Below are 12,633 nucleotides of genomic sequence, written 5' to 3' on the forward strand. Positions count from 1 at the left end.
TGCAGCGCCTCAAACATGTAGCAACAAGTGTTCCCGCTCCCAGGGGCTGATCACGGTCATGAATTCCTGGTGTTCGAGTTCCTTGATCGCCGTGTAGACGTCGATGAAGCGCTCGCCCAGGATATCGCGCAGCCGGTCTTCGCGGCGCAGCCGGTCGAGCGCCTGGGGCAGGCCTTGCGGCAGTTCGTGGTCATGGTCGCAGGCGCTGCCGGTAACCATCGGCGACGGATCGACCCGGTCCACCATGCCCAGGTAGCCGCAGGCCAGCGTGACGGCCATGGCCAGGTAGGGGTTAGCGTCGGCGCCGATGATGCGGTTTTCCACGCGCCGCTGGGCCGTGCCGGAAAGGGGAATGCGGAAGCCCACGGTGCGGTTATCGATGCCCCACTGGACGTTGATCGGTGCGGCCGTGTGGCGCACCATGCGCCGGTACGAATTGACATACGGCGCCAGGATCGCCATCGCTGCCGGCGTGTATAGCTGCAGGCCGCCGATATAGTGACGGAAGTGCTGCGACGCGGCGCCGTCGGCATCGGTAAAGATGTTGCGCCCGGTCGCCAGGTCGCTCACGCTCTGGTGCACGTGCATGGCCGATCCCGGTTCGCCCGCCATCGGCTTGGCCATGAAGGTCGCGTACATCGCATGCTTGAGCGCCGCCTCGCGCAGCGTGCGCTTGAAGTAGAACAGGTTGTCGGCCAGGGCCAGCGCGTCGCCGTGCTGGAAGTTGATACCCATCTGGCCGGCGCCGGTCTCGTGGATCAGGGTATCGACGTCGAGCTTCATCAGCGCGCAGTAGTCGTAAATGTCCTCGAACAGCGGATCGAACTCGTTGACGGCGTCGATGCTGTACACCTGGCGGCTGGTTTCGGCGCGACCGCTGCGCCCCACCGGCGCGCGCAGCGGCAGGTCGGGATCGATGTTTTTCTCGGTCAGGTAAAACTCGAGCTCCGGCCCGACCACCGGTTGCCAGCCGCGGTCCGCATAGAGCTTGAGTACGCGCCGCAGCACCGAGCGCGGCGCGTAATCGACCAGCGTGCCGTCGGCAAAATAGCAGTCGTGGATCACCTGCGCGGTGGGGTCGAGCGCCCACGGCACGGTGGTGATGCTGCCCGGGTCGGCGCGCAGGATCATGTCGCGGTCGGTGGACGAGATAGCGCGGTCGTAGGCGGCGTTGGCGGTCGGGTAATTGCCGGTGACGGTCATGCCGAGCACCGCCTCGGGAATGCGCATGCCCCGGTCCTGGGTAAATTTCGCACGCGGCAGGATCTTGCCGCGCGCCACTCCGGTCAGGTCGGGCACCAGGCATTCGATTTCCGTGACGCGGTTCTCGTTGAGCCACGCGTCCATATCGGCATCGGAGAAATTTTCACGCAGGGACATGTTCGCTCTCATGGTGGGGATCAAGCGATCGGTAGTCTAATTTACCATATCTGGTAAATGATCAAATCGCCGCTGCGCCACCAATGCGCCACCACTTTGCTGCCGATGCGCCACAAACGCGCCACCGCTGCGCCACCTGTGTCACACCAGCGTTACGCGCGCGCTTCCGCCATTTCCGCCCGCGTCTGCACCAGGATCTTCTTGATCTCGGGGACGCACGAACCGCAGTTGCCACCGGCCTTCAGGCACGCCGTCACTTGCGCCACCGTTTCCAGGTCCTGGTCGGCGATCGCTGTGCAGATGGTGTTGCGGCCCACGCCAAAGCACGAGCACACGGTGGGGCCGGTGTCGGCGCCCTTCTCCACCGGCGCGCCGACCAGCAGGCCGACGCGGTCGATGTCGCTCAACTGGTCCTTGCCGAACAGGCTGGCCAGCCAGGCGCGCGAGGGCATGTCCTGGCGCGGCGAGACGAAGATACACTGGGCGATGCGGTCGTCCACCACGTGCACGGCGCGGTACACGCCGGCGGTCCTGTCTTCGTATTCGAGCCAGTCGGCATCGGGATCGTCCACGCCCAGCAGCGCGCGGGCCCAGGGGCCGAAGTCGGCGATCGTGTTGCGGCCGGCCAGCTCGTAGCGGGCAAACGCCTTGCCCTGGATGCGGGTCCAGTGCGCCACGCTGTCGAGGTTCAGCTCGGTGCGGCTGAGGATGAAGCTGTGCCAGTTGACGCGGAACTGGTCGATGCGCACCGGCGTGTGCTTGAACTCGGGCTCGCCCGAGACCGGATCGACCACCGGGTTGACCAGCGCCCCCACCCGCGCGTCCGAGGCGGTCTGGCCGTTCCAGTGGATCGGGATGAACACGCTGCCGCGCGCGATGCCGCCGCCGTGCTGTACGCGCGCCACCATGGCGCCCCAGGCGGAGCTGATGCGCGCCAGTTCGCCTTCGCGCACGCCGTGCAGCAGCGCGTCCTGCGGGTGGATGTCGACGAACGATTCGGCAACATGATCGGCCAGCGTGGGCGCCTTGCCGGTGCGCGTCATCGTGTGCCACTGGTCGCGCACGCGGCCCGTGTTGAGCGTGAGCGGATAATCTTCGCAGACCGCATTGGCCGGCGCACGGGGCGCGGTGGCGATGAAGCGCGCCTTGCCGTCGCCGTGGGCGAAGCGGCCGTCGGCAAACAGCCGCGCTGCGCTGTGCACCACGCCAGCCGCGTCGCGCCGTACCGGCCACTGCACCGGCTCCAGGTGTTCGTAGGCGGTGCGCGACAGGCCGGCCAGCGCCGACATGTCGAACGCGCGCGGGATGTCAGCGGCATGGTTCCTGAAGCCGCTCAGCCGCGCATGTTCGTCAAACACGGCAGCCGCGTCGGCAAACTCGAAGCCCGCATACCCCATGCGCTGCGCGAACCGTGCGATGATCTTCCAGTCGGCCAGCGCTTCGCCCGGCGCCGGCAGAAAGGCGCGCTGGCGCGAGATGCGGCGCTCGGAGTTGGTCACCGTGCCATCCTTTTCGCCCCAGCCCAGCGCCGGCAGCAGCACGTGGGCACAGGCATTGGTGTCGGTATCGTGCATGATGTCGGACGCCACCACCAGTTCGCATTTCGCCAGCGCGCGGCGCACCTGGTCGGCGTCGGGCAGGCTCACCAGCGGATTGGTGGCCATGATCCACACCGCCTTGACCTTGCCGGCCTCGATGGCCTGGAACAGGTCCACCGCTTTCAGGCCGCCCTTCTCGGCCATGACCGGCGAGTCCCAGAACGTCTGCACCACCTGGCGGTGGTCGGCGCGCTCGAGGTCCATGTGCGCAGCCAGCATGTTAGCCAGGCCCCCTACTTCGCGCCCGCCCATGGCGTTGGGCTGGCCCGTGATCGAGAACGGTCCCATGCCGGGCTGGCCGATGCGCCCGCCGATCAGGTGGCAATTGATGATGGCGTTGACCTTGTCGGTGCCGGCGGACGACTGGTTGACGCCCATCGAGTAGGCAGTGATGGTCCTGGCGGTCGCTGCAAACGCTTCGTAGAATTCGGTCAGCAGCACCGGATCGATGCGGCACACCTTGGCCACGGCCAGCGGATCGGCGCAATCGACGTCGGCCGCTGCCAGCGCGGCCTCGAAACCGCTGGTATGCTGCGCGATGAAATCGGGCGCTGTGGCGCCGATGCGCGACAGGTAGCTGAGCAGGCCGTTGAACAGCCAGACATCGGTGCCGGGCTTGATCGGCAGGTGCAGGTCGGCCAGCTCGCAGGTGGCGGTGCGGCGCGGGTCGATCACCACCAGCTTCATGCCCGGGCGCGCTTCCCGGGCCTTGACGATGCGCTGGAACAGGATCGGGTGGCACCAGGCCGTGTTGGAGCCGATCAGCACCACCATGTCGGCCAGCTCCAGGTCCTCGTAGCACAGCGGCACCAGGTCTTCGCCGAACGCGCGCTTGTAGCCGGCCACCGCCGACGACATGCACAGGCGCGAATTGGTATCGATGTTGGCGCTGCCCACGTAGCCCTTCATCAGCTTGTTGGCGACATAGTAGTCCTCGGTCAGCAGCTGGCCCGAGACGTACAGCGCCACCGCGTCCGGCCCGTGCTGGTCGATCACGGCGCGCCACTTGGCCGCCATCTGGTCCAGTGCCTGGTCCCACGACACGCGGCGCAGGCCGTCGGCCGCGCGCACCTGCGGGTACAGCAGGCGGCCCTCGAGCCCCACCGTTTCGCCGAGGGCGGAACCCTTGACGCACAGGCGGCCCAGGTTGGCGGGATGGAGCGGGTCGCCGGCGATGGCCACCGTGCCATCGGCCTGCTGCGTGGCGGTCACCCCGCAGCCGACGCCGCAATACGCGCACGTAGTGCGAACGGTGCGGACAGCGCCGGCCGGCGTCGGGCGGATGGCAAGGCGGTCTTGGGACAGGTTCACGCGGGGCTTCCTCTCTGATTGCATGGCTGTGCTAGGCGGCCCTGGCGCTGAGCGCCTCGCCGAACAGCAGGTTCTGGCGCATGGCGCTGATGTCGGTGCGGTTCTGGATCAGGCCGAAATACCAGGGACCGTCCTTGACGTCGCCGTACAGCACGGCGCCGGTCACGCGGTTATCGCGCAGCACCAGGCGCTTGTACACGCCGCGCCGGGCGTCGCGCAGCACCAGGTCTTCGCTGCCCTCGCCGCCGATGAAGTCGCCCACCGAGTACAGCTCGACCCCGGTCACTTTCAGCCGCGTGGGCGCGGTTTGCTGGACGTAGCGGCGCACGCCGGCGCCGGCCAGGTGGGCGCCGCACACGCGCGCCTGGTCCCAGATCGGCGCCACCAGCCCGAACGTGGCGCTGCGGTGCTGCACGCACTCGCCCACGGCGTAGATGCGCGGATCGTAGGTCTGCAAGGTATCGTCCACCACGATGGCGCGCTCGCAATGCAGGCCGGCCGCACGCGCGAGGTCGATGTTGGGGCGCACGCCGGCCGTCATCACCACCAGGTCGGCCGGAATCGCGCTGCCATCCGCAAAGCGCACGCCGGTCACGCGGTCGGTGCCGGTGATTTCCGCAGTGGTGGCATTCATCAGGAAGGTCAGGCCCTTCGCTTCCAGCGCCTTTTGCAGCAGCAGTGCGGCCGGTTTGTCGAGCTGCTGGTTCATCAGCGCATCGCCCACGTGCACCACGGTCACCGCCATGCCCTGGCGCTGCAGGCCATTGGCCGCCTCCAGGCCCAGCAGGCCGCCGCCGATCACCACCGCGTGGCGGTGGTGGCGCGCCATGGTCAGCATGGCTTGCACGTCCTGGATGTCGCGAAACGCCAGCACGCCCGGCAGCTGGTGGCCCGGCACCGGAATGATGAAGGGCCGCGAGCCGGTGGCGATCAGCAGGCGGTCATAGCGCACCTGCAGGCCCGAGCGGGCCCGCACGATGCGCCGCTTGCGGTCGATGTGTTCGACCGGGTCGCCCGCATGCAGCGTGATGCCGTGCCGGACATACCAGTCGCGCGTGTGGAGCATGATGTCGTCCATGCTTTTTTCGCCGGCCAGCACCGGCGAGAGCAGGATGCGGTTGTAATTGCCATGCGGCTCGGCGCCGAACACGGTGATGTCATACAGGTCCGGCGCCAGCTGCTGCAGCTCCTCGACCGTGCGCATGCCGGCCATGCCGTTGCCGATCACGACCAGCGATGGCCGGGCGTCGGGGCCAGCCGCCGTGTTCACAGCGCGACCCATACCTTGCCGTCGGCAACGCGCGCCGGATAGGTGCCCACCGAGTGCGCCGCCGATTCCAGGCACTCGCCGGTCTGCAGATCGAAATGCTGCTTGTAGATCGGCGAGGCCACCACGATGCGTTCGCCAAGGCTGCCCACCAGGCCGCGCGACAGCACCGACGCTTGCGAATGGGGATCGTAATTATCGATGGCGAACACGCGCGGGCCGCTATCGTCGACGTGGAACACGGCCACCTGGGCGCCGTTGAGCAAGGCGCACACGCCGGTGTTGGGGACGATGTCGTCGAGCTGGCAGACGGCGGTCCAGCGGTCGGTGTGGATATCGCGGTGCATGGTCTTCTCCTCAGGCGGAAACGGCAATCGGAATCACGCGCTGGCGCTCTTCCACGGTGGCTGGACGGATCTGGCCGCGCTCTTCCATGAACAGCACGTTGGCGTCGCCCTGGTCGCTGTTGACGAAATGACGGAAGCGCTTGCGCGTTGCTGGATTTTCCACCGCAGCCTTCCACTCGCACGCGTAGGTATCGACCACGTGCTGCATGTCCGCTTCCAGCTCGGCGGCGATGCCGAGCTTGTCGTGCACGACCACCTGCTTCAGGTACTCGAGTCCACCCTCGAGGTTTTCGCGCCAGGTGCTGGTGCGCTGCAGGCGGTCGCCGGTGCGGGTGTAGAACATCAGGAAGCGGTCGATGTAGCGCACCAGCGTGGCCTTATCGAGGTCGGTAGCCAGCAGCTCCGCATGGCGCGGCTTCATGCCGCCATTGCCGGCCACGTACAGGTTCCAGCCTTTTTCGGTGGCGATGATGCCGACGTCCTTGCCCTGCGCTTCCGCGCATTCGCGGGTGCAGCCGGAGACGCCGAACTTGATCTTGTGCGGCGTGCGCAAGCCCTTGTAGCGGTTTTCCAGCGCGATGGCCAGGCCGATCGAATCGTCGACGCCGTAGCGGCACCAGGTCGAGCCCACGCACGATTTGACCGTGCGCAGCGACTTGCCGTAAGCGTGGCCCGATTCGAAACCGGCCGCGATCAGCTCTTCCCAGATCAGCGGCAACTGGTCCACGCGGGCGCCGAACAGGTCGACGCGGGCGCCGCCCGTGATCTTGGTGTACAGGCCGTACTTCTTGGCGACCATGCCGACCGCGATCAGGCCATCGGCCGTCACCTCGCCGCCCGGCATGCGCGGCACCACCGAATAGGTGCCGTCCTTCTGGATATTGCCGAGGAAGTAGTCGTTGGTGTCCTGCAGGCTGGCGTGTTCCTGTTTCAGCACGAAGTCGTTCCAGACCGACGCCAGGATGCTGGCCGCCAGCGGCTTGCAGACGTCGCAGCCCAGGCCCTTGCCGTGCCTGGCCAGCAGCGCGCCGAAGGTCTTGATCTGGCCGACCTTGATCAGGTGGAACAGCTCCTGGCGCGAGTAGGCAAAGTGTTCGCACACGTGGTTGTTGACGGCCATGCCGAGCTTTTTCATCTCGGCCTTCATCACCTGGGTCACCAGCGGCACGCAGCCGCCGCACGAGGTGCCGGCGTTGGTGCAGCCCTTGACCTCGCCGATGGTCGTGGCGCCGCCGGCCACCGCGGCGCAGATCGCGCCTTTCGAGACATCGTTGCACGAGCAGATCTGCGCGCCGTCGGGCAGCGCATCGACGCCCAGTGCCGGCTTGGCCGCGCCGTCCGACTGCGGCAGGATCAGGAACTCGGGCGACTCGGGCAGCTCGATCCGGTTGAGCATCATCTGCAGCAGCGTGCCGTATTCGGCCGCGTCGCCCACCATCACGCCGCCGAGCAGGTATTTGCCGCAGTCGGAGACGACGATCTTCTTGTAGATCTGCTTGCGCTCGTCGGTGAACTGGTACGAGCGGCTGCCGGCCACGGCGCCGTGCGGGTCGCCGATGCTGGCCACGTCCACGCCCATCAGTTTCAGTTTGGTGCTCATGTCGGCGCCGGCAAATTCCGCCGCTTCGCCCAGCAGGTGCCTGGCCGCCACGCGCGCCATCTCGTACCCGGGCGCCACCAGGCCGAAAATCAGGCCGCCCCACAGCGCGCACTCGCCGATCGCATACACGTCCGGATCGGACGTGACGCAGTGGTTGTCGATCTCGATGCCGCCGCGCGGACCCACGGTCAGGCCGCACTCGCGCGCCAGCATGTCGCGCGGACGGATCCCGGCCGAGAACACGATCATGTCGGCATCGAGGTGGCCGCCGTCGGCGAACGTCATCCGGTGCGTGCCCTCGACGCCATCGACGATCGCGGTCGTGTTCTTGCCGGTATGGACGGTCACGCCCAGGTCCTCGATTTTCCGGCGCAGCACGCGCGCGCCGCCTTCATCGACCTGCACCGCCATCAGGCGGGGCGAAAACTCCACCACGTGGGTGTCGAGTTTCAGGTCGCGCAGCGCCTTGGCGCATTCGAGGCCGAGCAGGCCGCCGCCGATCACCACGCCGGTTTTCGAACGGGCGCCGCATTCGAGCATCGCTTCCAGGTCTTCGATGGTGCGGTAGACGAAGCAGTCCTTGCGGTCCTTGCCCGGCAGCGGCGGCACGAACGGGTAGGAGCCGGTGGCGATCACCAGCTTGTCGTACGGGAGCACGCTGCCGTCGCCGGTGGTGACGGTCTTGGCGGCGCGGTCGATGGCGGTGGCGCGGGTGTTCAGGCGCAGCACCATGGCCGGCTTGTCGGCGCTGTGGTCAAAGAAGCCGGCTTTTACCAGCGACAGGTCGTCTGCGGTTTTACCGGAAAAGAACTCGGACAGGTGCACGCGGTCGTAGGCGGGACGCACTTCTTCGCACAGCACGGTCACCTGCAGGTCGGCGCTGTTGACGGCGCCGCCGGCCGCGAGCGACTCGAGGAATTTGTGGCCGACCATGCCGTGGCCAATGACGATGATGTTCATGATGGGATCCTTGTCGACTACGCAGCCAGCTTGCTGGCCATGGCGGATTCTTCGCTGGCGGCGCTGGAGAAGCGCGCCGCCAGCGCACACAGGGCGGTGGCGGCGACCACCATGCCGAGGATGGACAGCGTCTGCTGGACGTCGCCCATGCCCTTCATCAGAAAGCCTGCAGCCACTGCGCCGGCATTGCCGCCGGCGCCAATGATGCCGGCCACGCCGCCCAGGGCGCGCTTGTCCACGAACGGCACCACGGCGTAGGTGGCGCCGCACGCCATGTGGGTGAACAGGCCGAAGATCAGCATGGCGCCGATGGCCAGTGCCGCCGTGCCGGCGTGGGCGAACATCAGCAGGCCGGCGCCCTCGCCCAGCATCAGCACGAACAGCAGCGTGACGCGGTGATTGAGGTTGCCGCGGGCCGCAAACTTGTCCGACGCCCAGCCGCCGAGGGCGCGGGCGAACAGCGCCAGCAGGCCGAAGCTGCCTGCCGCCATGCCGGCCTGGCCCAGCGTCAGCTTGAAGTGATCGACATAATAGATGGCAGCGATGTTGTGGATGAAGATCTCGATACCGAAGCAGGCGCCGTAGGTGACGAACAGCAGCCAGACGCGATAGTTGGCGGCGGCCAGCTTGAAGCTCTCCCAGCCGCCCTTCTTGCCGCCCTCGAACGCCACGCCGGCGGCGCGCAGTTCGCTGTAATTACCTTGCGGGCAGTCCTGCGTGTAGCGGTAGTAGACGAAGGCCATGACGATCATCAGCACGCCCGGCACGATCAGCGCGGCGCGCCAGCCCAGCGTCTCGGACACGCCCAGCATCACCATCGCCGTCATCAGGAGCGGCATCACCGCTTGCGCCACGCCGCCACCCGCATTGCCCCAGCCGGCAGCAGCGGCGTTGGCGGTTCCGACCACCTTGGGACCGAACATGACGGACGTGTGGTACTGGGTGATGACGAAGCTGGCGCCGGCAGCACCGATGCCGAGGCGGAAGAACAGGAAGCTTTCGTAGCTCTGGGCAAAAGCCACGCCGATCACGGGGATGGAACCGAGCAGCAGCAGGCCGGTGTAGGTCTTGCGCGGACCGAAGTGGTCGCACAGCGGGCCGACGATCAGCCGCACCAGGATGGTGATGGCGACGGCAGCGATATTGATGTTGGCGATCTGCGCGCCGGAGAGGTGAAATTCCCCCTTGATGACCGGCATCAGCGGTGCGCAGGCGAACCAGGCGAAGAAGCAGACGAAGAACGCCATCCAGGTCAGGTGGAACGCCCGCATCTGCGGCGTCGAGAGCGAGAGAAGCTTGATGCTGTGAGCTTTGCTGGTCATGGTTTTATCCCGTTCAGAAAACAAAAAAGCGCCCGCGCAACCGGGCCAGGAAGACCGGGTTGGGCGGACGCCGTTGTCCTGCCGGTCCGTCGTTGGACCGGCCTTGTATTCATGTGCTGCGCGGAGATCGCCGTTGACCTCTTGCGCTGAGCTGTTGCAAGAGGCGTGCCAGACAGGATGGGATGGGACGACAGAGGGAGCCCCTACTGCGGCGCGTGCCGTGCACCGCCGCTGGTGCAAGCTGGCGGTGCACGGCGCACGTTTCGGGTGCATGGCAGGGTCGGGGGGAGTGCGGGTTCGGTGCGCAGTTGCTGCGTGGTTGCTGCGTGGTTGCTGCGTGGTTGCTGCGTGGTTGCGACGTCGTGGCCTGGTGGTGGCGACGTCGCGGCTGCGTGGTGCTTACCTGGCCGCTGCGTGGACGCTGTCCTGCAGCGGCGCCGCGGCCACCAGGTCCTGCCAGTCGTCGGCACAGCGCACCACGTCGCCCACTACGATGATGCTGGGGCTCCCCAGGCCGCTCGCGCGCAGTGCTGCGGGCAGCGCACCCAGGGTGGTGAGCAGCTGGCGCTGGTGCGCGTGCGTGGCTGCCTGCACCACCGCCACCGGCGTCTCGGGCGCTGCGCCGCCGGCCAGCAGGCCGGCCTGGATGGTGTCCACCCGCGCCACGCCCATGTAGATCACCAGGGTCAGGCGGCTTTGCGCCAGGGCCTGCCAGTTTGGCTCCGACGCCGCGTCCTTGCCGTGACCGGTGACGAAGGTGGCGCCCTGGCTCCAGGCGCGGTGGGTGACCGGCACGCCGATGCTGGTCGGCGCCGCCAGGCCGCTGCTGATGCCGGGGACGACCGTCACTGCAATGCCGTGCGCGCGCAGGGTGGCGCGTTCCTCGCCGCCGCGGCCGAACATATACGGGTCGCCCCCTTTCAGGCGCACCACGTGGTGGCCGGCGCGTGCCTCGGCCACCATCAGCCGCTCGATGAACGCTTGCGGCGTCGAGGCGCAGCCGCCCCGTTTGCCGACCTGCACCACCCGTGCCGACGCCGGTGCATGGTCGAGCACCTGCGGGTTGACCAGGTCGTCGATCAGCAGCACGTCGGCGCGCTCGATGGCGCGCACGGCCTTGACGGTCAACAGTTCCGGGTCGCCGGGGCCGGCGCCTACCAGGGTCACGCTGCCTTGCTTGGTCATGGTCATGCTCCTACGGTGTACAGTGATTAAATAAATGCGGCCTGTGCCGGATATGCCTGGTCGCGCCGGGCCATGGTGGGCGCGGAGGCACGGTCTGCACCGCGACGCCCGGCTCGGAACATGGCGTTCGTGGCAGTCATGGCGTTCAGGCCTTGAGCGTGAACGATGCAGCAAATGCTTTCGGATCCTGGCCATCCCACACGGCGCCATCGATCAGCCTGGAGGTGCGCAGCGGACTGGCGGGCACTGGCGTGTTGGTCATTGCGGCCGCGTCCCGGTACAGGTCGATCTGGTGGACCCTGGTGGCCACCGCCAGGTAATCGGGATCGTCCTTGAGCAATCCCCAGCGGCGGTGCTGGGTCATGAACCACATGCCGTCCGACAGGTAGGGGAAATTCACCTGGCCGTCGTGATAGAACTTCATGTGATGGGCGTCGTCCCAGGTCCTGCCCAGGCCATCCTGGTAACGGCCCACGATGCGCTGGTCGATCGCGTCCTTGCTGGTGTTGACATAGGCTTTATCGGCGATCACCTCGGCCATCTTGTGCCGGTTGGCCAGCGAGGCATCGATCCATTGACCGGCTTCGAGGATGGCGGCCATCATGGCGCGGCAGGTGTTCGGGTATTTTCGGGCAAAGGCCAGGGTGGCGCCGAGCACCTTTTCCGGGTGATCGGGCCAGATGTCCTGGCTGGTGGCGGCGGTGATGCCGGTACCGTCCACGATGGCGCGGTGGTTCCATGGTTCACCGACACAGTAGCCGTCCATGTGACCGGCCCGCATGGTGGCCACCATCTGCGGCGGCGGCACGGTGATGACGCGGGCGTCGCGCAGCGGGTCGATGCCGTGGGCCGCCAGCCAGTAGTACAGCCACATCGCGTGAGTGCCGGTCGGAAAGGTCTGGGCAAACGCATAGTCGCGGCGGTCGCGGCGCATCAGTGCGGCAAGGCTGGGGCCATCGACGGCGCCCTGCCCGGCCAGTTGTTGCGACAGCGTGATGGCCTGGCCGTTGTGGTTCAGTCCCATCAGCACCGCCATGTCGGTCGGCGCACTGCCGATGCCCATCTGTACGCCATACAGCAGGCCGTACAACACGTGGGCAGCGTCGAGGTCGCCGTTGGTCAGCTTGTCGCGCACGCCGGCCCACGAGGCTTCCCTGCTCAGCACGAACTTGACGCCGTATTTCCTGTCGAACCCCAGCACCGAGGCCATCACCACCGACGCGCAATCGGTCAGCGGCATGAAGCCGATCTTCACTGCTTGCTTCTCGGGTCGATCGGACCCCGCTGCCCACACGCCATTTGTTGCCAGACCCACCATGCTTCCTCCTGCGACCAGACTCGCGCCATGAATGATTTTCCTGCGCGTGACATTAACGGTGGCCGCGGCCGGTGGCAAGGCAAAGTCGGCGTTATCCGGTTTTTGTTTCATGGCGTTCCCTGAGCAGTCGGCAAAACCGTTGGGCCAACGAAAAAACGCCTACCCCCGCGAACGCATTCGCAGGATGGTAGACGTCGTTGTCTGGTGACCCCCGCCGCCGTTGGCGGGGTGCGGCAGCGCAGCGTCGCGCTTGGGTTTTATGACATGCAATGTCTGTGCCAGCACGGCTGTCACGGCGGGAGCGCGCGGCGCGCGGCCGCGCTGCACCACGGTTGCGCGCCGCCG

The 12,633-nt window shown here is 67.1% G+C and carries 8 protein-coding genes; all 8 read right to left on the reverse strand.

All coding sequences use genetic code 11. From position 1 onward, the window contains the following. Positions 1 to 9: 9 nt before the first annotated feature. On the reverse strand, positions 10 to 1,380 hold the full coding sequence (locus ASF61_RS02300; protein ID WP_056150704.1) for a glutamine synthetase family protein: 1,371 nt from the start codon (positions 1,378 to 1,380) through the stop codon (positions 10 to 12). Positions 1,381 to 1,532: 152 nt separating this feature from the next. Beyond that, entirely contained in the window at positions 1,533 to 4,289 is a 2,757-nt protein-coding gene (locus tag ASF61_RS02305) for a nitrate reductase (protein ID WP_200919784.1), read from the reverse strand. Positions 4,290 to 4,320: 31 nt separating this feature from the next. Further along, positions 4,321 to 5,571, reverse strand: coding sequence for an NAD(P)/FAD-dependent oxidoreductase (locus tag ASF61_RS02310; protein WP_056150706.1), 1,251 nt, complete (start codon positions 5,569 to 5,571; stop codon positions 4,321 to 4,323). Further along, complete coding sequence (nirD, locus tag ASF61_RS02315; RefSeq protein ID WP_056150708.1) at positions 5,556 to 5,903, reverse strand: nitrite reductase small subunit NirD; 348 nt, start codon at positions 5,901 to 5,903, stop codon at positions 5,556 to 5,558. Before nirD ends, ASF61_RS02310 begins: the two co-directional genes overlap by 16 nt. Positions 5,904 to 5,913: 10 nt before the next feature. Continuing rightward, a complete protein-coding gene (gene nirB / locus ASF61_RS02320; protein WP_056150709.1) occupies positions 5,914 to 8,463 on the reverse strand; it encodes a nitrite reductase large subunit NirB in 2,550 nt (849 codons plus the stop codon). Positions 8,464 to 8,480: 17 nt separating this feature from the next. Next, positions 8,481 to 9,785 carry an MFS transporter gene (locus tag ASF61_RS02325; RefSeq protein ID WP_056150711.1) on the reverse strand — a complete coding sequence of 435 codons (1,305 nt, stop codon included), beginning with the start codon at positions 9,783 to 9,785 and terminating at the stop codon, positions 8,481 to 8,483. A 399-nt stretch (positions 9,786 to 10,184) separates the two neighbouring features. Continuing rightward, positions 10,185 to 10,970, reverse strand: coding sequence for a uroporphyrinogen-III C-methyltransferase (gene cobA, locus ASF61_RS02330; RefSeq protein ID WP_056150713.1), 786 nt, complete (start codon positions 10,968 to 10,970; stop codon positions 10,185 to 10,187). Positions 10,971 to 11,115: 145 nt separating this feature from the next. Next, positions 11,116 to 12,288: a CmpA/NrtA family ABC transporter substrate-binding protein gene (locus ASF61_RS02335; RefSeq protein WP_056150715.1), complete on the reverse strand. Its 1,173-nt coding sequence runs from the start codon at positions 12,286 to 12,288 to the stop codon at positions 11,116 to 11,118. Between the last annotated feature and the right edge of the window lie 345 nt (positions 12,289 to 12,633).

It is taken from the genome of Duganella sp. Leaf126, from assembly GCF_001423125.1.
Classification (GTDB): domain Bacteria; phylum Pseudomonadota; class Gammaproteobacteria; order Burkholderiales; family Burkholderiaceae_D; genus Rugamonas.

Excerpts from the sequence above, each read along its gene's own strand:
- ASF61_RS02300 (WP_056150704.1), bottom strand. The coding sequence starts at position 1,380 with ATGTCCCTGCGTGAAAATTTCTCCGATGCCGATATGGACGCGTGGCTC.
- ASF61_RS02310 (WP_056150706.1), bottom strand. The coding sequence starts at position 5,571 with ATGGGTCGCGCTGTGAACACGGCGGCTGGCCCCGACGCCCGGCCATCG.
- nirD (WP_056150708.1), bottom strand. The coding sequence starts at position 5,903 with ATGCACCGCGATATCCACACCGACCGCTGGACCGCCGTCTGCCAGCTC.
- nirB (WP_056150709.1), bottom strand. The coding sequence starts at position 8,463 with ATGAACATCATCGTCATTGGCCACGGCATGGTCGGCCACAAATTCCTC.
- ASF61_RS02325 (WP_056150711.1), bottom strand. The coding sequence starts at position 9,785 with ATGACCAGCAAAGCTCACAGCATCAAGCTTCTCTCGCTCTCGACGCCG.
- cobA (WP_056150713.1), bottom strand. The coding sequence starts at position 10,970 with ATGACCAAGCAAGGCAGCGTGACCCTGGTAGGCGCCGGCCCCGGCGAC.
- ASF61_RS02335 (WP_056150715.1), bottom strand. The coding sequence starts at position 12,288 with ATGGTGGGTCTGGCAACAAATGGCGTGTGGGCAGCGGGGTCCGATCGA.